This window comes from Nocardia sp. NPDC003269 (assembly GCF_042888005.1).
Lineage (GTDB): Bacteria > Actinomycetota > Actinomycetes > Mycobacteriales > Mycobacteriaceae > Nocardia.
Genome location: NZ_JBIAPA010000002.1, coordinates 292901 through 319302, shown reverse-complemented (window position 1 = coordinate 319302; position 26402 = coordinate 292901). Strand labels below are relative to the sequence as shown.

General features: G+C 69.7%; 30 protein-coding genes. 14 read left to right on the top strand and 16 right to left on the bottom strand.

Features of this window, described 5'->3' with window-relative positions:
• Window positions 1–104 precede the first annotated feature (104 nt).
• Window positions 105–638: a GNAT family N-acetyltransferase gene (locus tag ACFYWJ_RS12205; RefSeq protein ID WP_355276043.1), complete on the top strand. Its 534-nt coding sequence runs from the start codon at window positions 105–107 to the stop codon at window positions 636–638.
• Window positions 635–1492, top strand: coding sequence for a hypothetical protein (locus ACFYWJ_RS12200; protein WP_355276045.1), 858 nt, complete (start codon window positions 635–637; stop codon window positions 1490–1492). The genes ACFYWJ_RS12205 and ACFYWJ_RS12200 overlap by 4 nt, the downstream gene beginning before the upstream one ends.
• Here ACFYWJ_RS12200 and ACFYWJ_RS12195 read toward each other — a convergent pair whose 3' ends face one another.
• The 7 genes from ACFYWJ_RS12195 to ACFYWJ_RS12165 form a co-directional block, all read right to left on the bottom strand.
• A complete protein-coding gene (locus tag ACFYWJ_RS12195) occupies window positions 1493–2461 on the bottom strand; it encodes an SCO2521 family protein (RefSeq protein WP_355276046.1) in 969 nt (322 codons plus the stop codon).
• A gap of 41 nt (window positions 2462–2502) precedes the next feature.
• A complete protein-coding gene (locus ACFYWJ_RS12190) occupies window positions 2503–3504 on the bottom strand; it encodes an SCO2522 family protein (protein ID WP_387164752.1) in 1002 nt (333 codons plus the stop codon).
• 168 nt (window positions 3505–3672) lie between these two features.
• Window positions 3673–4593: an SCO2523 family variant P-loop protein gene (locus tag ACFYWJ_RS12185; RefSeq protein ID WP_355276050.1), complete on the bottom strand. Its 921-nt coding sequence runs from the start codon at window positions 4591–4593 to the stop codon at window positions 3673–3675.
• 4 nt (window positions 4594–4597) lie between these two features.
• Window positions 4598–6454: an SCO2524 family protein gene (locus ACFYWJ_RS12180; RefSeq protein WP_355276051.1), complete on the bottom strand. Its 1857-nt coding sequence runs from the start codon at window positions 6452–6454 to the stop codon at window positions 4598–4600.
• Window positions 6455–6624: 170 nt separating this feature from the next.
• Complete coding sequence (locus ACFYWJ_RS12175) at window positions 6625–7476, bottom strand: TIGR02569 family protein (RefSeq protein WP_355276053.1); 852 nt, start codon at window positions 7474–7476, stop codon at window positions 6625–6627.
• A 112-nt stretch (window positions 7477–7588) separates the two neighbouring features.
• A complete protein-coding gene (gene moeZ / locus ACFYWJ_RS12170; protein ID WP_355276055.1) occupies window positions 7589–8770 on the bottom strand; it encodes an adenylyltransferase/sulfurtransferase MoeZ in 1182 nt (393 codons plus the stop codon).
• 105 nt (window positions 8771–8875) lie between these two features.
• Entirely contained in the window at window positions 8876–9835 is a 960-nt protein-coding gene (locus ACFYWJ_RS12165; protein ID WP_355276540.1) for a DUF3152 domain-containing protein, read from the bottom strand.
• 321 nt (window positions 9836–10156) lie between these two features.
• Between ACFYWJ_RS12165 and ACFYWJ_RS12160 the strand changes: the two genes are divergently transcribed.
• Complete coding sequence (locus tag ACFYWJ_RS12160; RefSeq protein WP_019048689.1) at window positions 10157–10819, top strand: TetR/AcrR family transcriptional regulator; 663 nt, start codon at window positions 10157–10159, stop codon at window positions 10817–10819.
• A 197-nt stretch (window positions 10820–11016) separates the two neighbouring features.
• Here ACFYWJ_RS12160 and ACFYWJ_RS12155 read toward each other — a convergent pair whose 3' ends face one another.
• Window positions 11017–11244 carry a DUF3107 domain-containing protein gene (locus ACFYWJ_RS12155; RefSeq protein WP_355276057.1) on the bottom strand — a complete coding sequence of 76 codons (228 nt, stop codon included), beginning with the start codon at window positions 11242–11244 and terminating at the stop codon, window positions 11017–11019.
• Between the two features lie 100 nt (window positions 11245–11344).
• A complete protein-coding gene (locus ACFYWJ_RS12150) occupies window positions 11345–11881 on the bottom strand; it encodes a YceI family protein (protein WP_355276059.1) in 537 nt (178 codons plus the stop codon).
• A gap of 115 nt (window positions 11882–11996) precedes the next feature.
• Here ACFYWJ_RS12150 and ACFYWJ_RS12145 point away from each other — a divergent pair, with 115 nt between their 5' ends.
• Window positions 11997–12854 (top strand): helix-turn-helix transcriptional regulator, encoded by an 858-nt coding sequence (locus tag ACFYWJ_RS12145; protein ID WP_387208183.1) that lies wholly within the window; start codon window positions 11997–11999, stop codon window positions 12852–12854.
• Window positions 12855–12857: 3 nt separating this feature from the next.
• Here ACFYWJ_RS12145 and ACFYWJ_RS12140 read toward each other — a convergent pair whose 3' ends face one another.
• Window positions 12858–13547, bottom strand: coding sequence for a ferritin-like fold-containing protein (locus tag ACFYWJ_RS12140; RefSeq protein WP_355276063.1), 690 nt, complete (start codon window positions 13545–13547; stop codon window positions 12858–12860).
• 28 nt (window positions 13548–13575) lie between these two features.
• On the bottom strand, window positions 13576–14628 hold the full coding sequence (locus ACFYWJ_RS12135; RefSeq protein WP_355276065.1) for an alpha/beta fold hydrolase: 1053 nt from the start codon (window positions 14626–14628) through the stop codon (window positions 13576–13578).
• Window positions 14629–15085: 457 nt separating this feature from the next.
• Here ACFYWJ_RS12135 and ACFYWJ_RS12130 point away from each other — a divergent pair, with 457 nt between their 5' ends.
• From ACFYWJ_RS12130 to ACFYWJ_RS12110, 5 genes are all read left to right on the top strand, one after another.
• On the top strand, window positions 15086–16837 hold the full coding sequence (locus ACFYWJ_RS12130) for a DEAD/DEAH box helicase (RefSeq protein ID WP_355276066.1): 1752 nt from the start codon (window positions 15086–15088) through the stop codon (window positions 16835–16837).
• A gap of 271 nt (window positions 16838–17108) precedes the next feature.
• The gene (locus ACFYWJ_RS12125) at window positions 17109–18347 is read left to right on the top strand and encodes a hypothetical protein (RefSeq protein ID WP_355276068.1); all 1239 of its coding nucleotides are present in this window, start codon (window positions 17109–17111) and stop codon (window positions 18345–18347) included.
• A gap of 36 nt (window positions 18348–18383) precedes the next feature.
• Entirely contained in the window at window positions 18384–19001 is a 618-nt protein-coding gene (locus tag ACFYWJ_RS12120; RefSeq protein ID WP_355276070.1) for an acid phosphatase, read from the top strand.
• A complete protein-coding gene (locus tag ACFYWJ_RS12115; protein ID WP_355276072.1) occupies window positions 18998–19477 on the top strand; it encodes a GNAT family N-acetyltransferase in 480 nt (159 codons plus the stop codon). The genes ACFYWJ_RS12120 and ACFYWJ_RS12115 overlap by 4 nt, the downstream gene beginning before the upstream one ends.
• A gap of 3 nt (window positions 19478–19480) precedes the next feature.
• Window positions 19481–20158 (top strand): endonuclease V, encoded by a 678-nt coding sequence (locus tag ACFYWJ_RS12110; RefSeq protein WP_355276074.1) that lies wholly within the window; start codon window positions 19481–19483, stop codon window positions 20156–20158.
• Window positions 20159–20161: 3 nt separating this feature from the next.
• Here ACFYWJ_RS12110 and ACFYWJ_RS12105 read toward each other — a convergent pair whose 3' ends face one another.
• Window positions 20162–20617, bottom strand: a complete 456-nt coding sequence (locus ACFYWJ_RS12105; RefSeq protein WP_378825531.1) for a hypothetical protein — start codon at window positions 20615–20617, stop codon at window positions 20162–20164.
• Window positions 20618–20710: 93 nt separating this feature from the next.
• Here ACFYWJ_RS12105 and ACFYWJ_RS12100 point away from each other — a divergent pair, with 93 nt between their 5' ends.
• The gene (locus ACFYWJ_RS12100; protein WP_355276076.1) at window positions 20711–21655 is read left to right on the top strand and encodes a diacylglycerol kinase family protein; all 945 of its coding nucleotides are present in this window, start codon (window positions 20711–20713) and stop codon (window positions 21653–21655) included.
• A gap of 252 nt (window positions 21656–21907) precedes the next feature.
• On the top strand, window positions 21908–22162 hold the full coding sequence (locus ACFYWJ_RS12095) for a WhiB family transcriptional regulator (protein ID WP_022567051.1): 255 nt from the start codon (window positions 21908–21910) through the stop codon (window positions 22160–22162).
• Window positions 22163–22273: 111 nt separating this feature from the next.
• Here ACFYWJ_RS12095 and ACFYWJ_RS12090 read toward each other — a convergent pair whose 3' ends face one another.
• Complete coding sequence (locus tag ACFYWJ_RS12090; protein ID WP_355276077.1) at window positions 22274–23788, bottom strand: histidine kinase N-terminal domain-containing protein; 1515 nt, start codon at window positions 23786–23788, stop codon at window positions 22274–22276.
• Window positions 23789–23819: 31 nt separating this feature from the next.
• Complete coding sequence (locus tag ACFYWJ_RS12085) at window positions 23820–24035, bottom strand: biotin/lipoyl-binding carrier protein (protein WP_189026708.1); 216 nt, start codon at window positions 24033–24035, stop codon at window positions 23820–23822.
• A gap of 146 nt (window positions 24036–24181) precedes the next feature.
• Here ACFYWJ_RS12085 and ACFYWJ_RS12080 point away from each other — a divergent pair, with 146 nt between their 5' ends.
• Window positions 24182–24256 carry a 50S ribosomal protein bL37 gene (locus tag ACFYWJ_RS12080; RefSeq protein WP_110293457.1) on the top strand — a complete coding sequence of 25 codons (75 nt, stop codon included), beginning with the start codon at window positions 24182–24184 and terminating at the stop codon, window positions 24254–24256.
• 67 nt (window positions 24257–24323) lie between these two features.
• On the opposite strand, the gene rsrA is transcribed toward ACFYWJ_RS12080, so the two are convergent.
• Window positions 24324–24587 carry a mycothiol system anti-sigma-R factor gene (gene rsrA / locus ACFYWJ_RS12075; RefSeq protein WP_218718691.1) on the bottom strand — a complete coding sequence of 88 codons (264 nt, stop codon included), beginning with the start codon at window positions 24585–24587 and terminating at the stop codon, window positions 24324–24326.
• 11 nt (window positions 24588–24598) lie between these two features.
• Entirely contained in the window at window positions 24599–25342 is a 744-nt protein-coding gene (locus tag ACFYWJ_RS12070) for a sigma-70 family RNA polymerase sigma factor (RefSeq protein WP_355276080.1), read from the bottom strand.
• A gap of 132 nt (window positions 25343–25474) precedes the next feature.
• Between ACFYWJ_RS12070 and ybaK the strand changes: the two genes are divergently transcribed.
• Complete coding sequence (ybaK, locus tag ACFYWJ_RS12065; RefSeq protein ID WP_355276081.1) at window positions 25475–25966, top strand: Cys-tRNA(Pro) deacylase; 492 nt, start codon at window positions 25475–25477, stop codon at window positions 25964–25966.
• 99 nt (window positions 25967–26065) lie between these two features.
• Complete coding sequence (locus tag ACFYWJ_RS12060) at window positions 26066–26377, top strand: hypothetical protein (RefSeq protein WP_355276082.1); 312 nt, start codon at window positions 26066–26068, stop codon at window positions 26375–26377.
• Window positions 26378–26402 lie beyond the last annotated feature (25 nt).

The window sequence follows — 26402 nt, the reverse complement described above, 5'->3', positions numbered from 1 at the left end:
TCGGCTGTGTGCCAACACTTTTCGGCCGTGGTTGTGGCCGCGATCACCGATCTGCGCTTACCCTGGAGTTCAGACTTGCACCGGGGCGGCAGAGGTGAGCGGTATTGAACATCTCGAACGAGCAGGCAGAGCTACGATTCCGATCCGCCACCGTCGATGATCTGGCCGCCATCGCCGAGCTCGAATCGCACGAATTCATGCCACTGGCCTATCCGTATTTCGCCATTCGGCAATTGTTCGATATCCACGGATCGCATTGGCTGGTCGCCGATCTGGCAGGTTCGATTTGCGGGTACGCAATGGTGGCGGTCGGCCGCAGCACGGCCTGGCTGATCGGTCTGGCCGTCTCGGCGCGCTATCAGGGCCGGGGTCTCGGCCGCTCACTACTGGATCTGGCTGTCGCGCAATGCCGTTCGTCGCAGGTCGACGCCGTCTTCATCACGGTGCGCCCGTCGAACGTGCCCGCGGCGACGCTGTACAAGAATTCCGGTTTCGTCTGGGCGGGTTACGAGGACCAGTACTTCGGCGCGGGGGAACCACGAGATCTGCTGGTGCACCGCATCGTTCCCGATTGGCCGAGCGCCGATCCCACCGATCGCCGGTGGTACAAGGACCGTGGGCCGGTCGACGAGGGATGACCGACTACGCCGAACACGATCGGCTCGGCGACTTCGTCGCCTCCAAGACCACCCTGATCCGTAGGCACGCGGGCGCTTTCGCCGACGTCGTCGCCGATTTCCTGCGCGCGCCGGGACCGGTCGGCGAATACGCCCTGCTCGACGAACTCAATCACCGGGTCGAGCAGTTCCTCGCCGACTACGTTCCGCCCTCGACCCGCCGCGTCGGCGACAGCCTGGTCTTCGCCCACCTCTATCGCGACGCCGATCCCGACGTGCTCGACAACGCCGGACGCGAGCTGTCCTGCGAGACCGTGCTCACCGCGCTGTTCGCCGCCGAGGTCGAATTCCGCGGCCCGCTGCGGCTGAGCCGCACCCAGTCGATCCTGCTCGCCGAGGTGTACGAGGAACTCGGCGAACAGCTCTCGGCGCACAGGCTGCCCGCGCACGCCGCGCTCGCCTACCGGCAGGCCTACCGCCTGCACACCACCACCGAGAACCCGCGCGGGCAGGACCGGTGCGGGCTGAACATGGCGCGGGCCAAGACCAGAGCGCGCAGCCCACGCTGGCGGCGGCTGCCCGGGATGACCTCGGACCTGCTGTGCGGCTACGGCTATCGGCCGTTCCTGCTGCTGGCCTGGATCGCGGTGGAGATCGCGCTGTTCGTCGGGGTCTTCTACCTGTCGAGCACCGGGATCGGCGTCAACACCGCCGTGCGGGTGGGGCTGCTGAACTTCCTGAATCCGGTGGGCACCGACGATCTGCCGGAGCTGGGCTCGTTCGCGCAGGCCACCCTGATCGTGGAGTCGTACGCGGGCATCGTGTCGACCTCGGTGTTCTTCGCGCTGCTGGTGCGGCAGCTGTTCCGGCTGTGATCACCAGCGCGACTGGCTGCGGGTGAGCGCGCCGAGTGTCGCCACCGCGACCCGGTCGCGCAGCTGCCCGATCCGGGAATTCCACTGCACGGTGAAGCCGGGTTCGGCCTCCAGACCCGTCCACAGGCCGCGCAACGGCGCCGGGGTGAAGGCGCCGGGCAACCACAGGTGCACGAGGTGCTCCAGCAGCGGGGTGAGCACCTGGGCGGGCGAACTGCGCGAGAGCTCGGCCATCTCGGCCTCGTCGATGACCTCGGTGAGCACCGTCAGCAGCCAGTCGTGCATGGCCAGGTCCTCGCAGAAGGCCTGCACCATCGCCAGGTCCGCCTCGTCGCCGACCACCACCGAGGCCAGCCTGGTCTCGTCGTCGAGCAGGACGAACGACATGCTCGGCGCCTGCCCGCGCTCCACCCGCGCGGCCCACCGCAGCCGCGACGCGCTCGTCTGGATCGGCGGCTTCTGGTTCAGCATCGGATCGGTGCGGACCCGCATGTGCAGCCGGGCCGCGATCGCGCCGGGGTCCAGCGTGGCCGTCGTCGCGTCCCCGGCACCGAGGAAACCGTCGACCAGCTGGGTGCTGATGTCCGGCGGTATCCGAGTGAGGATCTCGACGATGCCGATCCGGCCCAGGTAGTGACCCCAGCTGCGCCGATGGGTGCCCTCCCCGGCGGTCACGGTGGCCGTCGCCGAGCTCTGCAGGATCCGCCCGCCCAGCACCACGGCGTGGGCCGCGACCGTCCCGACCGCCCGTACCCGGCCCCGCGCCGGGGTGGCGAGCCGGCAGTCGACGCCCTCGGAGATCACCGGCGACTGCGCCCAGCTGACCGGACGTTCCCGCGACTGCACGCGGCGGCCCCGCACGAGAGTCAGCAATTCCGCCGCCGACCCACGGCTCAACGCCGCCGACTCCGGCAGCAGCCCGGTGCGCACTTCGCCCAGGAGCGCCAGCGGTCCACCGCTGAGATGCATTGCTGCAGCGTAGTCCGTATGCGCTGGTGACGGCATCGGATCTACAGGCTGCTGAGGAAGAAATGCGAGAGCCGGTCGGTGACGTCGTCGGTCATCGCGATCCCCTGTTCGCTCGCGCGGCGGGTGAGCAGCCCGACGACGGCGGGGTCGGGCTGGACGTGGTCGAGGATCATCCGCACCGCGTGCTCGATGCCGACGTACCGTTGCGGCAGCAGCGACAGCGAGCGGAACGCGGCGAACGGCGCCGCCCGCTCCTGCAACCGGATCACGCTCGGGAAATCCGCCCAGCGCGCGGGCCATTCGTGCCCCGGCGGCCAGTACTCGGCATCGACGATGGCCTTGCCCTCGTAGCGGAGCATGCCCAGGCGCAGCAGCTGCCAGACCGAGGCCAGGAACGGGCACGACCAGAGCACGTCCTGGCCCGCGCCACGATCGCGCCACATCTCGACGTCGAGGAAGATGTTGTGGTTGCGCGCGGCGAACTCCACCGGCGGCCGGTAGTTGACCTCCATGGCGTGCCCCGGCTCGTGATCGCTGGACCGCTCGCCGTTGCACAGCCAGCCCGACTCCGCGGTCGGTGGCCTGCGCCCGGTGCTGCCCGGCGCCGGTTCGGCCACGATCGCGTCGGCGACCATCTGCGCCAGCGGAATCCGCGGCTCGTCGTGCTGACGGCGCAGATACCGGCTACACCCGGCCTCACTGGCCAGGTAGTCGATCCGGACGCCGCATTCCTCGGCGATGCGCAGCAGTTTCGGCACGATCCGGCGTGGATCGGCGTCGGTCTGGAAGTAGTCGTCGAGCAGGAAGCAGGTACTCACCCGCACCCGCGAGGCGCCACCGGCGGCCTCGGCGAAGTCCTGCCTGGCGATCTCGGTGAAGGCCTCGAGCAGCGGTGCCACCCGCCCGAACTGGGCCGCGATCGTCGCTTCGCCGTTGAGCAGGTCCGACATGTAGAAGTGCCCGACCTCGATGGACACATGCGACAGCGGTACATCCTCGACACGCACTGACGCCGTCGACTCGGCGTAGACGGCGCCACCCACAACCACAGCCCCTCGTCAACCCGTCCGGATAGAATCGTGGCGATTCTAGCCATCACGACGGCGCGCCCATCGATCGGACACGCCCATCGAATTTTCCCCTCCCCCAGTTCCTTTCGCAAGTTATGTCGCGATTGCGCGCATTGTGCCCGAGCGGGCGTTTTCCCGCGGCTACACCCGCACCCAGGTCGCGCGATCCCACAGCCGCCGCGCGAGTTCTTCGAAGGCGTCGACGGTGGCGCGATTGGCGATGCCCGCGTTCACATCCGCGTCGAGCACGATCTGCTCCCGCCACTGCAACACGGGCTCGACCGGCGTCTCCCCCAGCAGCGCGCCCGCGCCGAGCCGGTACTCGGCCGCCAGCGAACGCAACGCGTCGTTCTGCTTGAGCAGCCAGGCCGCCTGGGGGCCGCCGCTGGCCGCGTGCTCGTCGGTGACGCGCGGAACGGCGGTGCGGACGAAGCGGATCCGGGCCAGCAGGTCGTCGGGGGCGTAGCCGAGTTCGACCCCGGTCTTCAGCAGGCCCTTGGGCCCGTGCACCAGCCCCTGCGCGGCCATCAGGTGCTGCCGGGTCCAGCGGTGGTAGACCAGCCAGCACACCTCCTTGTCCGGCATGTCCTGGGGGCGGGTCGCTTCCAGCGCGATCTGCATGGCCACCGACCGCCCCGCGCTCAGGTCGACGATCACCACCTTGTAGGTGCTGTCCAGATCGAGCAGCAGTTCGCGGCAGCGGCGCACCACATGCGCGTCGTTGGCCGACATGGCCTCGCCGCCGCCCTCGTCGCCGGGCAGCAGAACCAGCTTGCCGCCCCGGGATCGCTGGCTGCGCAGGGCATCCCGATTGGTGTTGGCCCGCACGTCGATGCGCTGCGGCAGGCTGTTGTGGCCGCGCAGATACGAGTGCAGGCCGCTGCCGGAGGCGGTGCCCCGCTCGACCGCGCTGATCTCGAACAGCGCGCCCGCGGTCGGTGAGCCGAAGTCGAAGTCGAGATAGGCCGTGCTGATTCCGCGCAAGCCCAGCCGGTAGGCCAGGTTGCAACTGGTCACCGACCGTCCGGTGCCGCCCTTGTCCGAGGTGGCGAAAACGATCATGGGGTCACGTGCTCCTCATCGCGTCGAGACGAGCGTAGGCGAGCCGGTCCAGTTCGATCAGGGCCGCCGAGGCGAGCGTGAACGCCGTTCCCGGTTGCAGATTCACCACGTCGCGGGCCCTGGCCAGCTGCTGCTCGACGCCGTCGAGCGCGATGCGGTTGGCCGAGGTGTCCTCGACGCTGACATTGAGCATCTCCTGATTGAGCAGGTGCTCGGCCTCGTTGAGCAGTTCGACGGCGCGCACCACCATCGCCGGGGAGCGCAGCGGCGCCTCCCGGTAGGTGCGGTCCGCGGTGACCAGGCATTCGATCACGCGCTCGGTCATGTACCAGGACGGGAGCGTCTGACCCGCCCTGGCGGCGGCACCGAAGGCCGCGCCGGGATCGTCCCACAGGCCCGCGGCGTCACCGTCGGTGATCATCCGCAGGTCCAGGTGGTCCATCACCTTCTTGGCCAGTTCCATCAGCCGGTCGCGGGCGGTGATGTTGCCGGACAGGCGGGCCGCCTGCAGGCTGCGCTTGAGCAGCACGGGTGCGAAGTCCGAGGCGATCCACTCCAGCCGGGAGCCGCCGCCGTCGACGAGTTCGCTGCCGCGCAGTGTCATCCGCACGCCGGGGTGGTGCAGGGCCAGCGACGGGTCGTCCTGGGTGGGTCGGCGGATGATCCGGCCGCGGCGGGCCAGCTCGTCGAAGATGCCGATCGCGCGGGTGAGGTCGTCGTCGGAGGCGGTGCGGGCCACCAGTTCCTGGATCAGCACCGCGGACACGATGAGCGAGAAGTAGTCCGACTCCTCGCCGTCGGAGGTCCGCCACGGGATGTCCTCCAGCGGCCAGGTGCCGCTGCCGAAGCGGGCGACCGTCGCCCAGTAGCGCTGGGTGATGTCCCAGCGGATGCGCAGTGCCTCGGCCAGGCGGTACTGGGTGTCGTCGAGCAGGTCGAGCTCTCTGGTGCGCTGGGAGAGCACGTCGTTGATGCCGTCGAGGGCGGTGATGGTGAAGTAGAGGTAGGGCCTCGGGTCGGCGTAGCCGATGCTGGAACCGATGGCGTCGGGGACGAAGTCGACCGGGTCGGCGCCCTGCACCACGCCCCAGCTCCAGCCGCACTCGAAGAGCAGATCCTCGTCGTCGAGTTCGGATTCCGGCGCCCGGCCCAGCGTGACGTCGTTGCGCAGCCGGGCGCGCACGCGATCGAGGCTGCGGGCCACGGCGTCGACGACCACCTTCTCCGGCTGCCCCGACTGGTTGAGCATCCCGAGCATCGCCTTGCCCGAGGGTGAGCGCGGCGAGGCCGTGTTGACCACGAAACTGCGCACCAGGCCCGTCATCGCGGCGGTCAGCCGGGTACTCAATCCGCCACTGAGCTCGGCGATCCTGGCGCTGATGTCCTTGCGCCGCTCGGTGCGCGCCCAGCGGTCGAAGACCCGGGCGAAGCCGAGCGCGGCGATGCACAGCGTCACCGACATGGAGTAGCCGTCCACCACCTCCAGCGCGTGCTGGGCGGGTGTCGGCTCGGTGTCGCCGGTGGCGCGCAGGTAGCTGCCCGCGTCGAAGCGGGGCAGGCCGTCGGGATCGGTGTTGCGGGCCAGGTACTCCTCGACCAGGCCGAGCACCGTGATGCCGATCCTGGCCTGGCCGCCGAACGCCTCGAGGACGACCCTGACGTCGTCGGACATCGCCTCGGGGCGGTCCAGCGCGAAGCTCTCGATCTCGGTGGCCGGATACAGCAGGCACAGCAGCTGTTCGGAATCACTGATCGAATTGGCGCCGAGGACTCCGTCCCAATGCCATTTCTCGTCCCGGTAACAGGCCGAGAGCATGGCGCTCCAAATATCCAGAATCTGTTGTCTGGGCTGGATTCTCACCCGCAGCAATCCTCACCGCTCGTGACGGGCCGCACGGGTCCCCCGGTCCGGCGCAGGACACATGGCGGCGATGCTCGATGAAGATAGCACGGGATATCCCAGGAAACGTTGGGTCTCAACGGATTTGAAACCACATCAGACCCATCGGTCACTATCGGCGCAATTCGCCCTTACAACGCCAATCGGACCATGTCCGCCGTGCGGGCCAGGCCGGGAAACGCCTCCGGGGTGGAACGCGGGTGCAAGGCGTGCACGGCCAGCCGGAAGATCAAGGCGCGCAACAACATCTGCGGCCATTCCGGCAGGCTGGCCCAACGGTCGAGCAGGCCGTCGTCGCCACCGCCCCAGGCCAGCGCGTCGACGACCACCACCCCGGCGGCCCAGGCGGCCGGACGCCAGTACGGGGTGATGTCGGTCAGGCCGGGCGTGTGCGCGCCGGCGAACAGGACGGTGCCGAAGAGATCGCCGTGCACGAGCTGATCGGGTCCGCGCACCGGCTTGCGCAGGGTGGCCAGCTGACCGATCAGTTCCAGGCTGCGCTGCCCGTCGGGGGTCGCCGCGATCGGGACGCCGCCCGCGCGCAAACTGCGCAGCGGCACCGATTCCCAGGCGGCCCGGTCGGCGGCCACGAAGACGTCGACGTCGACCCACGGCGCGACCGGCGGCTGCACCAGGAAACGCGGACGCTCCAAGGGCGCTGTCGCCTTGTGTAATCGCAGCGACACCGACACCACCTCGTCGTGCCGCGGCTCCGGCGCGCCGTCGACGAAGGTGTCGGCGCGCCAGCCGGAGACCACGTACCGGCCGTCGGTGGCGCGCACCGGGCGCGCCACCCGCAGACCGTCGACCGCCAGCGTCTCGCGGACCTTCGCCGACCACGCGGCCCGCGCGTGATCGGCCACCGGACTCAGCACCACGTCACCCAGCCGCCAGCCACCGTCCCAGTCACCGAGGGAGACCGGTGTCACTTCGCGAAGCCCGAATGTGGCCCGCACATGCTCGGGAGGTTCGACTGAGGTCACGGCCGTACCGTAACCCCGCGGCTACCGCCCGAGCCCGAAGGCACGCTGGCACACTCCACTTTGCGACCTCGCCGCAATCTTCGGCGAGGTCGGCAACAGCGCAGTTACCGGATCAGTAGACCGGTAGTGACGGATCGACCTGCTTGGCCCAGGCCACGACGCCGCCCTGCAGGTGCGTGGCGTCGGCGAAACCGGCGCGCTTGAGCGCCGCCAGCGCCTCGGCCGAGCGGATACCGGTCTTGCAGTGCAACACGATCGGCTTGTTCTGCGGCAGTTCGGCCAGCGCCTCACCGGACAGGATGCGGTCCTTGGGGATCAGCGTCGCGCCGTCGATGTGGACGATGTCCCACTCGACCGGCTCGCGCACGTCGATCAGCTCGACCTTGTCCGCGTCGAGCAGATCCTTCAGCTCGGCGGCGGTGATCGTCGACCCGGCCGCGGCGGCCACGCCCTCTTCCGAGACCACGCCGCAGAACGCCTCGTAGTCGATCAGCTCGGTGATCGGCTGACGCTCCGGATCGCGGCGCAGCTTGATGGTGCGGTAGTTCATGTCCAGTGCGTCGTAGACCATCAGGCGGCCGAGCAGCGTCTCACCGATGCCGGTGATCAGCTTGATCGCCTCGGTCACCATCACCGAACCGATCGACGCGCACAGCACGCCGAGCACGCCGCCCTCGGCGCAGGAGGGGACCATGCCCGGCGGCGGAGCCTCCGGGTACAGGTCGCGGTAGTTGATGCCGCGGCCGTCGGGGGCGTCCTCCCAGAACACCGAGACCTGGCCCTCGAAGCGGTAGATCGAGCCCCACACGTACGGCTTGCCCGCGAGCACGGCGGCGTCGTTGACCAGGTAGCGGGTGGCGAAGTTGTCGGTGCCGTCGACGATCAGGTCGTACTCGCGGAACAGCTCGACCGCGTTGTCCGGCTCCAGCCGGATCTTGTGCAGCCGCACGTCGATCCCGGAGTTGATCTCGCGGATCGAATCGCGGGCGCTGTCGGCCTTGGACCGGCCGATATCGGACTCGCCGTGGATGATCTGGCGCTGCAGGTTCGACATGTCGACCTCGTCGAACTCGACGATGCCGAGCGTGCCGACCCCGGCCGCGGCCAGGTACAGCAGCGCGGGCGAACCGAGACCACCCGCGCCGATCACGAGCACCTTGGCGTTCTTCAGGCGCTTCTGACCGTCGACGCCCAGATCGGGGATGATCAGGTGCCTGCTGTAGCGAGCGACCTCGTCCTTGGTCAGTTCCGCGGCCGGCTCGACGAGCGGCGGCAGGGACCCGTTGAATGACACGTCAGAGCTCCTGTATCTATGGCGAAAACCGTGCGGGTTGGCAATGGTGACAACATCGCCGGCCGCGGGGTTCTTCCCGTCTATGGTCGCGCATCGCCGGGGGCCTCACCCCCTCGGGTACGGCCAGGGGTTGAAGCGGCAGGTCTTGCCGTCGGCGGGCACCACACCGTGCGGGTCGAGCAGGGCGATGTCGTTGTTCTTGGTGCCGAAGGTCTGCTGCATCATGATCGGCGCGAGGCCGCCGTCGGTCTCGCAGGGCTGGTGGCCGTGGTAGCCGATGGCGTGGCCGACCTCGTGGTTGATCTGGTACTGCCGGTAGGAGCCGATGTCGCCGTCGAAGGCCAGCGCGCCGCGCACCCAGCGCACCTCCGAGAGCACCACGCGGTCGATATCGGCGTTGTAGCAGGAGGAGTCGATCGGGATCTCGAATCCGCACGCGGCGCGGGTGCTCTCGCGGGAGGTGAGCGAGAGCCGGAAGTCGGGTTCACCGGTGTCGACGCGCTGGAAACCGAAGCGCGGGTCGTGGGTCCAGCTCTTCGGGTTGGCCAGGGTGGTCTCCACCATCTTGGCCACCGCGGCGTCACCACCGAACGGGCCGGTGTCGATCCCGTCCTCGACCTCGACGGTGTAGCGGAACACCCGCTCGGTGCCGGTGCCGACCTGGGGGCTGGTGCCGGGCACCACGTGCCAGGTGCCCGCCGCGCGATCGACGTACTCGCCGCCCTCTGGCAGCGCGCCCAGCGGCAGATCGGCGGGGAACTTCCCGTCACCGGGCGGGGCGCCGATGATGCCGGACTGGGCGACCTTCGGGCTCAGCGCGCCGAACCCGGGTTCGACCGCGGCGGGCATCGGGCCCGCGCGCACGGCGTCGACGACGACGAGCACGGTGACGGCCAGCAACACCGGCAGCGCGTAGGCCCGCCAGCCGTAGCGGCGCACGAACCGGCCGATCGCGCTCTGCTTCTTCGCTTCGCGCTGCGGGCTGCGCGGACGTCCGCTGTCGGTGTCGGTGGGGTTCCAGCGGGCGCGCAGTGGCTGCCGCGACTTGTCGGCGGGCTGATACAGCCCGAGCGGGTCGTAGACCTGGAGTTCTCGCCCTTCTGGCGCCGACGTCACAGAACCGGACTCGGTGGGTTGCGTGGGGCGAGCGACATCGCGCCCGCCGCCGGATGGTCGTTCCGGTCGGTCGGTCACCCCACCAGATTCTCACAGTGCGCAACCCCGGCTTCGCGGCGGCCGCAGGAGATCACGCGGTTACGGCCCGGCGAACCCCGGGGACTGGTACTACATTTCCAGGGCGAAACTTGATGGGAACACCGTGCGGGTATCGTTCGTGGGATACCGGACCGCACCCCTGGGCCGGGGTAAACGACAAAGAGAGCCGAGATGACAGACCTCGTGGACCGCATGACCTCGCGCCGATCGGTGCCGGAAACGGTCCCGGCCAAGCGCGGCACCCGGCTGCCCCGTGACGAGCGACGCCAGCAACTGCTGCTCGCGGCCAGCGAAGTGTTCGTCCAGCGTGGCTACCACGCCGCGGGCATGGACGAGATCTCGCAGGTGGCAGGCGTCAGCAAGCCGGTGCTCTACCAGCACTTCGCGAGCAAGCTGGAGCTGTATCTGGCGGTGCTGCAGAACTATGTCGACATCCTGGTGTCGAGCGTGCGCCAGGCGCTGCGCTCCACCACCGACAACAAGCAGCGCGTGCGGGCCGCGGTCGCCGCGTACTTCGACTTCGTCGACAACGAGATGCAGGGCTTCCGCCTCGTCTTCGAATCCGACCTGACCAGCGAGCCGCAGGTGCAGCGCCGGGTCGAGCAGGCCACCGAGGCGTGTGTGGACGCCGTCTTCGACCTCGTCGCCCACGACTCCGGCCTCGACCCCTACCGGGCCCGCATCCTGGCCGTCGGCCTGGTCGGCGCCAGCCAGTTCACCGCCCGCTACTGGCTCGAGGCCGACCGCCCGATCCCCAAGGACGAAGCGGTCGACACCACCGTGGCCCTGGCCTGGGGCGGCCTCAAGCACGTCCCCCTGCACCCGATCGGGTGAGAACGAAACAGCGAAGGCCTGCCATCCGAACTCGATGGCAGGCCTTCGCTGTTTCACGACCTGAGCAACTGATCTCGCGAGAACATCGGTACCTCGTCGGGCACGCCCAGAACTCGAGCGGCTCCCATCCGCAAGCCCGATCAGGAGATCGGCCGGTCCCTCAGCCGTCGGCCGAAATCGCGGGGAGGCGGGACAGCTCAGACCGTGGCGAAGCCGACGCGGCCGGTCGCGGGCGAGCCGATCTCCACGTAGGCGACCTTCGCCGACTGGATCAGGAACTTACGGCCCTTCTCGTCGGTCAGCGAGACCACACCGCTCGCGCCGCTCAGCGCCTCGGAGACCAGCGCCTCGATCTCGTCAGGGCTCTGCGCGCTGTTGATGACGAGCTCGCGCGGGCTATCCGAAATACCGATCTTGACCTCCACGGCCAAACCTCCGAACGTAAGAGTCCTGTGTTGTCGACTCCAGGCTAATGCAGGCGGCCGATGCGGGTGCCATGCCCGCCTGCGCTCTGAGCGAACGGGATCAGGCGGGCTCGATCAGTTCGATCTCCAATTCGATCTTCACGGTGTCCGACAGCATGCCCGGCATCGGGACGCCGACGCCGAAGTCGGTGCGCTTGATCGCGCCGGTGGCGGAGAAGCCGGCGTGCCGGGTGCCGTCGGGGAAGTCGGCGACGCCGCCCCACTCGACGTCGAGGGTGACCGGCTGGGTGACGGTGCCGAGGGTGGCCTCGCCCGCGACGGTGAAGGACTCGGCGACGCGCACCGGCGCCGTGGCGCGGAAGGTGAGGGTCGGGCGGTTGGCGACGTCGAGGAAGTCGGCGGCGCGGATGTGGGCGTCACGGTCGGCGTTGCCGGTGTCGAAGGAGTCGAGGGCGATGGTGGCGCCGATGGTGGCCGCGCCCGCTTCGTCGACCACGAACTCGGTCTCGAAGCTGGTGAAGCCGCCGCGCACCTTCGCGATCCCGAGGTGGCGCACGGTGAACGAGACCGAGGAGTGGTGGGTGTCCAGCGCCCACGATCCGGTCTTGAGCTGCTGGGTCTGTGTCGAGGAAGTCATGCCTCCACCCTGACCGGACCATGGTCCGCTAACCAGACCGCGCTTATCCTGGACCCCGCAGGGCGTGGCTGCGAGAGCGGGGACCGGGCACTATCGAGACATGGCAGGCGAAGACATGACAGATCGGCAGCATGCCCGGTCGGCGTTCGCGGAACTTCTGGTCGCGCGCCGGGCCGAGCTGCGGCCCGAGGACGTCGGCCTGCCCGGCGGCGGCCGACGGCGCACCCCCGGCCTGCGGCGCGAGGAGGTGGCGGTGCTGGCCGGCGTCAGCGCCGACTATCTGGCCCGGCTCGAACAGGGACGCGACAGCAACCCGTCGATGGCGGTCGTCGACGCGCTGGCCACGGCGCTGCGCTTCAACGACACCGAGCGCGCGCACTTCGGCTGGCTGGCCCTGACCAGCAGTGCCGAAGCGCGCTGCCCGAGCACCGCGTTCGACCCGGAACTCGATCAGGTGCCCGCCGCGTTGCGCGGGGTCGTCGACGCGATGACGCCGACGCCCGCGTTCGTGCTCGGCCCACGCGCCAATGTGCTGGCCTGGAACAGCGCGTGGGCGGATCTGGTCGGCCCGATCGGCCTGCTCGACGATCCCGACCAGGTGAACCTGGCCGTGTGGACCTTCCGGCACGCGCAGGCCCGCGTCACGGTGACCGACTGGGCCCAGCTCGCCGATCACCTGGCCGACCAGCTCGCCAGGACCCGGCTGCGCAGGCCCGAGGACGAGCGGGTGGCCGGGATCATCGCCCACCTGTGCGCCGAGCCGGAGTTCGCCCGCCGCTGGCAGCCGCACCGCCTCGCCGAGGACGTGCCCACGCTCCTCGGCTTCGAACACCCGGTGCGCGGCACCCTCACGTTCACGGTGCAGACCCTGGCGGCCGAGCGCGATCAACAGGTCGTCATCTGGCTGCCGCGCGAGGCAGCGGCCCGCGCACCGGAACTGCGCCTCGTGCCGGGCCACGCGGTCGGCGAGTAGTACCTACAAGCCGAGTTCGGCCATGCGGGCGGCGTGGCGCTCCTGCATCCGGTCGAACAGGGTGGCGATGCCGTTGAGGTCGCCGGTCGCGGCCAGCACCAGCTCGGCCAGCTCGTCGCGCTGGGCCATCACGTACTGCGCCTGGGTGATCGCCTCGCCGAGGAGCCTGCGGCCCCACAGGGTGAGGCGGTCGCGCTCGGAGCGGCTGGCCGCCACCGCGCTGCGCACCTCGTCGACGACGAACTGGGAGTGGCCGGTCTCGGCGAGCACGTCGCGCACCACGTCGGCGACCTCGGCGGGGAGCACGCCGACGATCTCGGAGTAGAAGTCGGCGGCCAGACCGTCACCGACGTAGAACTTCACCATCGACTCGAGCCAGGTCGAGGGGTCGGTGGAGGCGTGGTAGGAGTCCAGCGCGCCCTGGTACTGCGCCATCGAGGCCTCGGGATCGGCGCCCCGCGCGGCCAGCGCCGACTCCAGGGTTTCGAAGTGCGCCAGCTCGGCGGCGGCCATCTTGGCGACGGCCACCCGGCCGCGCAGCGACGGCGCCAGCTTGGCCTCTTCGGCCAGCCGGTAGAACGCGGAGATCTCGCCGTAGGCGACGACCGCGTACAGCTCGGTCACCCCCGGGTGGTCCGCGGCGAGCGGTTCGGTCGAGACAACATCCGGCGCGGCAGAGGTCTGTGCTCCCATGGGTATCAACCTTAGTCCCGATCGATGATCAATCGCGCTCCGCCAGGAACTTGTCGAGGTAGGTCCAGGTGGTGTGGCGGGCGTCCGGCCCGGCCAGGATGCCGAGATGACTGCCCGGCGCGACCTCGTAGGTGACCGACGGCGATCCGGAGAGGGTGCGCAGGCCCGCCTCGACGGCGGCCTTGGGCGTGATGACATCGGACGTGCCGCCGACCAGCAGCACCGGCACCCGCACATCGGCGAGTTCGATGACGCGGTCCCGCAGCTGGAGCCTGCCCCGGCCGATGTCGTTGGCCAGGATGAACCGGCCCCAGATCTGACCGTAGAAGCGGCCGGGGTAGCCGGGCATGGCGGCCTGGAACCGGTCGATGGATTCCATCTTGGCCAGCGTCTCGGTGCGGGTGATGTTGTTCGCCAGGAACATCGGCCGCGCCAGCTCGCGGTCGAAGGCGGCGAGCCGGTAGCCGATCTTGACCAGCGGCGCGGGGATGCCGCCCGCGGCGCGCACCAGCGCGGTGGTGGCTTGGCCGCCGGTGATGCTCGCGACCGCGCGCAACTGCGGCATGCCGAGCATCTTGTTGTAGTCGAGCGGCGAACCGACGCCGGTCACCGAGCGGATCGGCAGTTCCGGGTTCGCGGCCGCGGTGAGCAGGGCGAAAACGCCGCCGATGGACCAGCCGACCAGGTCGACGGGAGCACCGCCGCGATCGGCGCTGGTGCGCAGGATCGCCTCGGGCAGGATGTCGGTGACCCAGTCCTCGAAGCCCATCCGGCGATCGGCGAAGGAGATGTCGCCGTAGTCGACGAGGTAGGTGGACCGGCCGGTCGAGACCAGGTGGCGGGCCAGGCTCTGGTCCGGGCGCAGGTCGAAGCAGGTCGCGGGCGCGGCCAGCGGCGGCACCAGCAGCACCGCGGAATCCGATGTGGCCGAAGGCGATTCGGATTCGTAGCGGCGCAGCAGACGATGCGGTTCGTCCCACAGCACGGTCGAGGGGGCCGGGGCCGGCGCTTCGATGCCTCCGCCGAAGCTCAGCGCCCACGCGTTGCGCGCGGCGGTGGTGACGGTCTCGGTGATGCTCACGTCAAGAATGTCTCACACACGGTACCGGCGGTACCAAGTGAGTTCTGTTACACGTGACAGACACGCGCGAAATCGCGGCCGTCGAATTGTGCTGTGACACAGGGTGGGACCACGAGAATGTGACGTCGCACCGGTATTCGCGGCACTGTGCGCCGAGCCGAAATTCGGGCTGCGAAGAATATCACGCTACAATCTCCGTGGACAACGCTAGTTTCCTCGCCCCGGCAGACCCTGCGGGCGCGACTCTCCCGCTCTCGCGGGCGCTGCGCTCCACCGGCGTTCAGCGCGGGCGGACGGCGGCGATGTCCACGGAAAATGTGCGCGCACCGAATCCGCATCACCGATGTGCCGCGCCGATGACGCGATAGCGCTCGGTGCAGGCCCGGTGAATATCACAGGCGGATATGTGGTCGTCGCGGGCCGACCGGCCCGCCCCACCTCGTGCGTGCGAGATGCAATGACGAGGAAGGCACGAACCCTGAGCAAGATCACTGTCGAACAGGAACCCGGTTTGACCGACACTCTCCTGACGGCCGAACTGGACAACACCCACATCCCGCCGAGTTTCGCCGAATTGGGCGTGCGCGAAGAAATCGTGCGCGCGCTCGGCGAGATCGGGATCGAACGCACCTTCGCGATTCAGGAACTGACCCTGCCGCTGGCGCTGGCCGGCGAGGATCTCATCGGTCAGGCCCGCACCGGCATGGGCAAGACCTTCGGTTTCGGTGTGCCGCTGCTGCACCGCATCGCCACCGCCGACACCGGCACCACCCCGCTCGACGGCACCCCGCGCGCCCTGGTCATCGTGCCGACGCGCGAGCTGTGCATCCAGGTCACCAAGGACCTGGAGAACGCGAGCAAGTACCTGACCAACCACCAGGGCCCGCTGAAGGTCGCCGCCATCTACGGTGGCCGCCCGTACGACACCCAGATCGCCGCGCTGCGCGACGGCGTCGACGTGGTCGTCGGCACCCCCGGCCGCCTGCTCGATCTGGCCAACCAGAACCACCTGATCCTCGGCAAGATCGGCGTGCTGGTCCTGGACGAGGCCGACGAGATGCTCGACCTGGGCTTCCTGCCCGACATCGAGCGCATCCTGTCGATGGTCCCCGACGCCCGCCAGACCATGCTGTTCTCGGCGACCATGCCGGGCCCGATCATCACCCTGGCCCGCACCTTCCTCACCCGCCCGACCCACATCAGGGCCGAGGAGGCCAGCGACTCGGCGGTGCACGATCGCACCGCGCAGTTCGTCTACCGCGCGCACGCGCTGGACAAGAGCGAGCTGGTCGCGCGCGTGCTGCAGGCCGAGAGCCGCGGCGCCACGATGATCTTCACCCGCACCAAGCGGACCGCGCAGAAGGTGGCCGACGACCTGGCCGAGCGCGGTTTCGCGGTCGGCGCCGTGCACGGCGACCTGGGCCAGATCGCCAGGGAGAAGGCGCTGGCCAAGTTCCGCAAGGGCACCATCGACGTGCTCGTCGCCACCGACGTCGCCGCGCGCGGTATCGACATCGACGACGTCACCCACGTCATCAACTACCAGTGCCCCGAGGACGAGAAGACCTACGTGCACCGGATCGGCCGCACCGGCCGCGCCGGCCGCACCGGCGTCGCGATCACCCTGATCGACTGGGACGAGCTGCACCGCTGGGAGTCGATCGACAAGGCGCTGGGCCTCGGCATCCCCGACCCGGCCGAGACCTACTCGCGCTCGCCGCACCTCTACACCGATCTCGGTATCCCGGAGGGTGTCACCGGCGTCATCCGTAAGCCGAAGCCGGTCCGCGAGGAGGGCGACGTCGTCGAGGAGCGCACCGAGCGGCCCAAGTCGACCAGGAGCCGTCGCCGCACCCGCGGTGGCAAGGCCGATCCGGCCGCGGGCACCGAGTCGGCCACGGCCGACACCGCCGCCGACGAGTCGGCCCCGGCCGACGACGCCGAGGGCGACAAGCCCGCCCGCCGTCGCCGCCGTCGCCGCAAGCCCGCCGAGTCGGGCGAGGCGACCGCCACCGAGGCGGCTCCGGCCACCACGGGCGACACACCCACCGAGTCGGCCACGTCCGGCGACACTGCCGCCGAGTCCGCGACCTCCGGTGACGCGCCCGCCGAGGCCAAGCCCGCCCGGCGCCGTCGTCGGCGCAAGCCGGCCGAATCCGCCGCCGACAGCCCGGCGACGGCCGACAGCCCGGTGACCGTCGACGCCTGACGCGGAAACACCCCGACCGCCCCCTGCCCCCACGGGCCGGGGGCGGTCGCGTATTCGCCTGTCGGACTCACCCCCTGGCAGCCCGCCGACCTGGCTGCCCGGCGCGCACGCCACGCCGAGCGCCCCTCTCCCCCTTCGGGACCGGAGCGGTCGACGTGCCCGCCGGGCTCCTGGTCAGGCACCTGCGCGCGGACGACGGCGCCGCATACGCGAGCAGGCCACCAGGGGTGGTGGACTCGGGTGCCACAGCACGCCGAATACACTCGCCTGTGTGCTCGCACCCGAGCGGCGGACGCGCGCCGATATCTTTGCCGCAGCAGCGATCGCCGTCACCCTCGTGCTGGCGGCGATCGTGGTGTGGGCGCGGGCCGATGCCACCGGGACCGATTCGGTCACCGCGGCCTCGCCCGCGCCGACGGTGACCGCGGCGACGCAACTCCCCGCCACCCTCAGCGAACGCTGGCACGCGGCCGACACGGCGAGCAGCCGGGCACTGACCTCCGGCAATGTCGTGGTGACCGGCGACGCGGGCACCGTCAGCGGCCGGGACCCGGTGAGCGGCGAGCAGCTGTGGTGGTATCGCCGCGACATGCCGCTGTGCGCGGTGGAGTCCCAGTTCGGCACCGTCATCGCCACCTATCGCGATCAGCGCGGTTGCAGCCAGACCACCATGCTCGAGTCCGACACCGGCGCGCGCAAGGTGGCGCGCAGCAGCTACATGGACGACGCGATCCGGGTCACCGGCGACGGCACCTACCTGCTGGCCCTCGGTCCCGACCGGCTGGAGATGTGGCGCTCGGACCTGGTGCGCACCCTCGAGTTCGGCTACGTCGACGCCCCGGTGAACCCGAACACCCAACCGCGCACCGGCTGCGCACTGACCTCGGCCGCGTCGAGTTCCTCGCGCCTGTCGGTGCTCGAGCGCTGCCCCGCCGACATGACCGCCCGGCTGACCGTGCTCAATCCGGCGCCGAAGGAATCGACCGACCCGGAGGAGTACGGCTCGCGGGTGCTCACCGCGCCCGGCGCGGACTCCCCCGAGGTCCGGGTGATCGCGGTGTCGGACAACAAGACCGCCGTCTACTACCCGGCCACCCCGGCGACGGCGACCGGCCTCGGCCTGCCCGCGCGGATCGCCGTGCACGACGGCACCGGCAACGAGATCGCGGTGCACCAGCTGGCCGCGCCGTGGAACCCGCGCACGACCACCGTGACCCGGCTCGGCTCGGCGATCTACGTCTTCACCGGCGACAGCCTGATCGCCTTGAGCGCGAACACTTTACAGCCGGTCTGGACGGTCCGCGACGCGCTCGGCACGCCCGCGCTGATGGCGGGCAGGCTGCTCGTCCCGGTCGCCGACGGGCTGATCGCGGTGGACACCGCCAACGGCGAGACGGTCGCCCGCATCCCGCTCCAGCGCACCGACTACCAGGGCGACACCATCTCCACCGCGGTCCTCGGCCCGACGGTCTTCGAACGGCGCGGCGGACAGCTCTACGCCCTCGGCTGACGAATCCGCCGTGGCGGCGCCTGCCATGATGGACCCATGTCCACTTCCGACGTCCGGCTGGTCCTGCTGCGCCACGGCGAAACCACCTGGTCCAGTCAGCGACGGCACACCAGCCACACCGATCTGCCGCTGACCCCGCTCGGCGAGGCCCAGGCGCGCTCGGCCGGACTGGTACTGAAATCGCTCGACCTGCGCGATCCGCTGGTCTTCACCAGCCCCCGCCTGCGCGCCAGGCAGACCGCCGAACTGGCCGGGCTCACGCACGCCGCGATCGACGACGACCTCGCCGAATGGGACTACGGCGACTACGAGGGCCTGACGACCGTCCAGATCCGCGACACCGTCCCCGGCTGGACGGTGTGGACCGCCCCCGTCCCCGGCGGCGAGGACGCCGAGCAGGTGGGCGCACGGGCCGACCGGGTCCTGGCCCGGGTCGAACCGGTACTGGCCGACCGCGATGTCGTCCTGGTCGGCCACGGCCACTTCTCCCGCGTCCTGATCGCCCGCTGGGCCGAATTCGCCGTCACCGAGGGCCGCCGCTTCGCTATGTCGACCGGCGCGATCACCGAACTCGGCTACGACCACGACGCCCACACCGTCTGGGGCCACAACCTCACCACCCGCACCGAACCCATCGAAGGAGCCGCCCGATGAGCGTGCGTCGCGCCACCCCCGCCGATGTCGCCACGATGGTCGAGCTCGTGCACGAGCTGGCCGAGTACGAGAAGGCGCCCGCGGAGTGCACGCTGACCGTCGACCAGCTCGACACCGCGCTGTTCGGGCCCGCGCCCGCGCTGTTCGCCCATGTCGCCGAGCTCGACGGGGTGGTGGTCGGGTGCGCGATCTGGTTCCTGAACTACTCCACCTGGGACGGGGTGCACGGGATCTATCTGGAGGACCTGTACGTGCGGCCGCAGACGCGCGGCACCGGGCTCGGGCGCGCGCTGGTCGCCGCGCTGGCGGCCGAGGCGGTCGCGCACGGGTACAGCCGGGTGTCGTGGTCGGTGCTCACCTGGAACACGCCGTCGATCGCGTTCTACGAAGCCCTCGGCGCCGCACCGCAGGACGAGTGGATCGGCTACCGGCTCGCGGGCGACGAACTGTCGGCGCTGGCCGCGACCGTGCGCTGAGCCGTGCGGATCGACGCGCCCCGCGCCTGGCCCCGCACGCCCGAGGAGGCGACCGCGCTCCAGGACGAACTGCGCCCGCTGGTGCGCGCGGAAAACCCCGCGCCGCCGCGATTCTCGACCGCCGCGGGAATTGATTCGGCCTACGCCGAGGACGGCACCGTCGCGACCGCGGCGGTAATTCTCGATATCGCCACCCTGGAACCGGTGGAATCCGCGGTGGCGCACGGAATCTCGACATTTCCCTATGTGCCGGGACTGCTCGCGTTCCGGGAACTCCCGGCCACCGTCGCGGCACTGGAGAAACTCACCGGAACCCCGGATCTGCTCGTCTGCGATGCCCAGGGCCGCGCGCATCCGCGCCGCTTCGGGCTCGCCTGTCACGTCGGATTGCTGGCCGGAATTCCCACCATCGGTGTCGCCAAATCGGTGTGGGGCGAGTACACCGAACCCGGCCCGCGCCGCGGCGACGCCACCGACGTCACCATCGACGGCGAGGTGGTCGGGCGCGCGCTGCGGACCCGCGACGAGGTGAAGCCGCTGTTCGTCTCGGTCGGCCATCTGATCGACCTCGACACCGCCTGCGCGCAGGTGCTCGCCCTCACCCGTGGCTTCCGGCAACCGGAGACCACCCGCAGGGCCGACCACCTGTGCCGGGCGGCGCTGCGCGCGGCGACGGGCTGAGCGCTACGCGTCCCGGTGCTCGGGGTCGGGGAGCTCGCCGTAGTCCTGTGCCATGAACCGGCTCGACGCGGGGGCGAACAGCGCGGCCAGGCCGCCGAGCGAGATGATCGCCAGCAGGGTGCCCCACAGCGGCTGGTGCGAGTCGGTCAGCAGCGACCACGCGACCGGCAGCAGCAGCACCTGGGCGATGACGGCGATCGCGCGCCCCCAGCGCTTGCCGCGCAGCAGGCCGATGCCGGCGGCGAGCACGCCACCGAACAGCACGCCGAACCACATCGCGGTGCCGACGCCGCTGGCCACCGACTGGTCGTGGCCGGTCAGCGCGCGCACCACCAGCACGACCGCGGTGCCGACGCCGGCCAGACCCTCGAGGGTCACCAGGGCGCCCGCCACCCGGATCGACGCCGGAATGCCGGTCGGCACCGGTTCGCCGTCACGCTGTTCGCCGCTGTCTGTCACGTCCTGCTCCGCCACGGCCCCCAGCCTACGACGAGCTGTCGTGGCGGCCCGGCGCGCGCCGGGTGTTCACGCCCTCCCATTACCCTCGACATCGTGCGGACGCTGCTCATCGTCAACCCGAATGCCACCTCGACCACCCCGGCGACCCGGGATCTGCTCGCCCATGCCCTGGAGAGCCGGACCCAGCTGACCGTTGCGCACACCCAGCATCGCGGCCACGCGGCCGAACTGGCCCAGTGGGCATCCACGCAGGAGATGGACCTGATCGTCGTGCACGGTGGCGATGGGACGGTCAACGAGACCATCAACGGCTTCCTGCCGGTGCCCCAGGTGGGCGACGATCAGGTCTGGCGACCGCGCCTCGGCATCATCCCCGGCGGCTCGGCCAACGTCTTCGCCCGCGCCCTCGGCATCTCCCCCGATCCGGTCACCGCTACCAACCAGCTCATCGATCTGCTCGGCCGCGACGCGGACCGCCGGATCGGGCTCGGGCTGGCCGACGATCGGTGGTTCACTTTCAGCGCGGGCGTCGGTCTGGACGCCGATGTGTGCGAGGCGATCGATGTCGCCAGGGCGAAGGGCCGCAAGGCGACGCCCGCCCGCTATCTGCGGACCACGGTGCGCCAGTTCTTCCGCGCCCGGCGCGAGGATCCGCGCGTCACCGTCGAGGTCCCGGGACACGATCCGGTCGATGAGGTGTATTACGCCTTCGTCACGAATTCGAGTCCGTGGACCTATCTCGAGGACCGCCCGATTCGCACCAATCCCGGGACGACCTTCGAATCCGGCCTCGGGGTGTTCGCGGTCCGTTCGATGAGTGTGACCCGCACCCTGCTGCTTGCCAGGCAGTTGCTGGCGGAGAATGGAAACCCCAAGGCGGACACGCTTTTCCGGGTCGACGACGTGCCGTCCGTGCACATCGAGACGCCCGAGGAGATCGGCCTGCAAATCGATGGCGACTTCATCGGAAAACGCAAGATGGTGCATTTCACATCGGTGCCCGGCATCCTCGATGTGGTGGCGCCCAAGCCCTCCTGAGCTCCGGACACGCGGAAAAATCTCCCGGTTGCGCTGCGAAAACCAGGAGACGCGAGTACAAAGGACCGGGCGGGTTCCCCCTGCGGGCACCTTAGAGCGTGATCTCCCCCACGGTGCGCCGGACACCTATTGACATCTACGGTGTTCGTGAAAGCATTCACAAGCAACCGTGCGGAAACATTCGAGTCGCACAAGTGAACGATCCACTAACCAGAGGTGCCCTTTGTGGCGCCCGCGCAAAGGAGCAGAGGAATGGACTGGCGCCACAAGGCCATCTGTCGCGACGAGGACCCCGAGCTGTTCTTCCCGGTGGGTAACAGTGGTCCTGCGCTCGCGCAGATTGCCGATGCCAAGCTGGTCTGCGCCCGCTGCCCCGTCACTGCCGATTGCCTGTCGTGGGCCCTGAAGTCCGGACAGGATGCCGGCGTGTGGGGTGGAATGAGCGAAGACGAGCGTCGCGCGCTCAAGCGGCGCAACGCGCGCACCCGTACGCGTACCTCCGTCTAGTCGACGAAGGAGGCGTTGCCGGGCCATTCAGCCCGGCCCGGTAACGCATGTGAGAACCCGGCACCTCGCGGTGCCGGGTTTATTGTTGCCCTACAGCGGTTTTCGGACCTTCTATCGTCCGGAGCGGCGGCCCAGCGGGACCCGCAGCACCGCGTCGGTGCCCACGTCGGCACCGGGATGCAGGCCGATCGAACCACCGAGTTCCGAGGTCACCAGGGTCCGCACGATCTGCAGGCCGAGGCGGTCGGAACCCTCCAGACTGAACCCCGCGGGCAGGCCACGGCCGTCGTCGCTGATGATCACGTCGAGCCAGCGGGCCGACCGTTCCGACCGAATCGTCACGGTACCGTTCTGCCCCGCGTCGAAGGCGTGCTCGATCGCGTTCTGCACGAGTTCGGTCAGCACCATCACCAGCGGGGTCGCCCGCTCGGCGGAGAACACCCCGAGCGAGCCCGCCCGGCGGACCTTGATCCGCGCGGTGTGCACCGTGGCCACATCGGCCATGATCGGCAGCAGCCGGTCCACGACCTCGTCGAGGTCGACCTCTTCGTCCACCGACATCGACAGCATCTCGTGCACCGAGGCGATACTGGTCACCCGGCGCACCGACTCCGTCAGCGCCACTTGGGCTTCCGGGTTCTCGGTGCGGCGCGCCTGCAGGCGCAGCAGCGCCGCCACGGTCTGCAGATTGTTCTTCACCCGATGGTGGATCTCGCGGATCGTCGCGTCCTTGCTCAGCAGCGCGCGGTCGCGCCGCTTCACCTCGGTGACGTCGCGCACGAGCACCGCGGGTCCGGCCAGTTCGCCGCCCGGCCGCAGCACCAGCGTGCGCAGCAGCACGGTCGCGCCGCGCGCCTCGACCTCCATCCGGCGGCCGGTGCGCCCGGCCAGCGCGGCCTGGATGTCGGCCACCACTTCCTGCGCGTCGAACGGGTCGGTGATCAGCGAGCGGGTGGTGACGGCGAGATCCTGGCCGACCAGGTCGGCCTGCATGCCCATCCGGTGATACGCCGAGAGCGCGTTCGGACTCGCGTAGACGACGATGCCCTCGGTGTCGAGCCGGATGAAGCCGTCGCCGGCGCGCGGGCTGGAGTGCGTCGCCGCACGGTCCTCCGGGGTGGGGAAACTGCCGTCGGCGATCATCTGGCACAGGTCGTCGGCGCAGGAGACGTACGCCGTCTCCAGCGTGCTGCGGACCCGGGACCGCTGCAGATCGGAGTCGCGGCTCAGCACCGCGATCACGTCCTCGCCGCAGCGCACCGGGATCGCCTCCCGGATCGCGTGCACCGGGCTGGGGTGATAGACCGCGCTGACCTCGACCTCGCTGTCGGTCCGCGCCGTCTCGCCGGTCAGCAGGGCGTCGAAGACCTGCGGGAAGTCGGTGCGGGAGGCCGTGGTGCTGACCTTGTCGTCCAGGTGCACCGTCGGTGCCGTCGTCGGGCGGATCTGGGCGACGCACACGACGTCGGCGCCCTCGGCGACCGGCCCGGCGCCGACCCACAGCAGCAGGTCCGAGAACGAGAGGTCGGCGAGCAACTGCCAGTCACCCACCACCCGCTGCAGATGATCGACGGCGATGCCGGGTAGGTCGGTGTGTTCGGCCAGTAACTCGCTCAGAGTTGCCACGGTGGATCTACGCTTCGCTTCCGGGTGCGGGTCAGGCGATGGTGGCGATCAGGTCGCCCGCCTGGAGGACCTGTCCGGGCGCCACATCGATCGAGGTGACGTCACCTTCGACCTCGGTGAGCACCGGGATCTCCATCTTCATGGACTCGAGCAGCACCAGGGTCTGATCGACCCGCACATGCTCGCCCACCGCGACCTCGACAGCGAGCACGGTCGAGACCATCTCCGCGCGCACTTCTTCAGGCATGGCACCCCGTTCACTAGTCGTTCGGCCACCGCGATTCGCGATGGCCGTATCCGCCGAAGCTACAGCCAATCACACATGAAACAATGGCTGTCGATCAGATCGTGCTCCGCGCTCCGGCGGGGAGGACCCAGAGAAGGGAGCTACCTATGGGTAAGCGTGGACGTAAGAAGCGCAGCCGCAAGGGCAACGCAGCCAACCACGGCAAGCGGCCCAACTCCTGAGCTGCGCTCGGAGTACGGAAAAGGGGCACCCGTCGGGTGCCCCTTTTCTGTGTCCTGACCCGGGCGTTCAGCCCTCGGTGGTCTCGATCCTGGTGACCGTGATCGACCGGTGGATCTCCAGCTTGAGCCGGTCGCGCAGGCCCTCCGGAGCGTGCTCACCACCACATTTGCGGCTGAGCAGGCCCTTGATCTTCTCCTCGATGCCGTAGGCCTCGATGCACGGACTGCAGTGGTCCATGTGCTCCTGGAGCCGGTCCCGGGTGGCCTGATCGCATTCGCCGTCGAGCATGAGCCACACGTCGGCCAGTACCGCCGTGCAGTCCATCTCCATGTCGGGGTCGCTCACTTCGTAACCTCCTGGCGTTCCCCACGGTCGAATCCACGTTCGCGCGCCACGTCGGCGAGCAAACCCTTGAGCTGCTTGCGGCCGCGGTGCAGCCGGGACATCACGGTACCGATCGGGGTGCCCATGATGTCGGCGATTTCCTTATACGGGAAACCCTCGACATCGGCGTAATACACCGCCATCCGGAACTCCTCCGGCAACTGCTGCAACGCGGCCTTGATCTCGTCGTCGGGCAGGGCGTCGAGCGCCTCCACCTCGGCCGAGCGCAGGCCCGTCGAGGAGTGCTCGGCGGTGGCGGCGAGCTGCCAGTCGGTGATCTCGTCGGTCGGGTACTGCGCGGGCTGGCGCTGTTTCTTGCGGTAGGAGTTGATGTAGGTATTGGTCAGGATCCGGTAGAGCCAGGCCCGCAGGTTCGTGCCCTCCTTGAAGGACTTGAACCCCTGGAACGCCTTCACGTACGTCTCCTGCACCAGGTCCTCGGCGTCGGCCGGGTTCCTGGTCATGCGCAGAGCGGCGCCGTAGAGCTGGTCCAGCATCGGGAGCGCATCGCGCTCGAACCGCGCAGCCAGCTCGGCTTCGTCGACTTCCGAGCCGGACGCCTCGGCAGGCACCACGTCATCGTCGCTCGTCACACCAATCCCTTCGATCGCCGTAGTAGCCGAATCTACCGGCACCACGGATTCGAAAGGCAATCGCGCACCCTGCGGCGAGACAGGACGCTCCTCGAGCAGCAGTGTCACTATCTCTCCTTCGCGAGTTCGGCGGCGGGTGGGCTTGTCACTTGTGTGCAACAGGCACCCCCGCATCCGTGTTCCCGGGCCGGCGGAAATGTGTTTGCCGAGCGGGGCACCCACGTGGTTAGGGTGACGCTCATGGCAGCCGCGTCGACTCCCGCGATCAAGGTCCTCACCGGTGCGGGCATCGCCCACCGGGTCCACGCCTACGCCCACGATCCACGGGCGGAGTCCTTCGGCGACGAGGCCGTCGACGCGCTCGGCGGCGAACTGGGCGTCGCGGCCGAGCAGATCTTCAAGACGCTGGTGATCGAGCTGTCGACCGGCGCGCTGGCCGTCGCGGTGCTGCCGGTACCGGCCAAACTCTCGCTGAAGGCGGCCGCCGCGGCGCTGGGCGCGCCGAAGGCGGGCATGGCCGACAAGACCAAGGCCGAGCGCACCACGGGCTACGTCCTCGGTGGCGTCTCCCCGCTGGGCCAGCGCAAGAAGCTGCCGACCGTCGTCGACGCCTCGGCGCTGAACTGGGACCGGGTGCTGTGCAGCGCGGGCAAGCGGGGCCTCGAGATCGAGCTGGCACCGGCCGACCTGGTGCGCGCGGCGGCCGCCGTCACAGCCCCGATCACCGCCTAGAAGGGCGCGCGGCCATCCGATCGGCGTTTCGTTCCGAATTCACTGCGACGCAGTCCGCGCCCGGTACGACCGATTCGACCCGAGGATGTGATGCGAGAAATGTCCGCTCGTTCGACGATCGCCACCCTGTCCGGTGCTCTTGTCCTGACCTTCGGCGCTGTCGCCTTCGCCCCGCCCGTCACCGCGATCCCGCCGGTGGCCCCGTCCGCGCCGACCGACCCGAGCGACTTCCCGCTCAACGGTCCCGGCACCACCAAGAACTCCCCCCAGGCCGCGCCCGAGAAGGACGAGAAGGCCGAGAAAGCGGAGAAGCTCGGCGGCGGGATCGCCACCGTGCTGATCGATCTGGCCACCGGAATCGTCAAGTGCGGCTTGAACATCGCCACCGACGCGGTGAAGTGCAAGTTCTGACGACGCGCGCGGCGGGGCCGGGTCG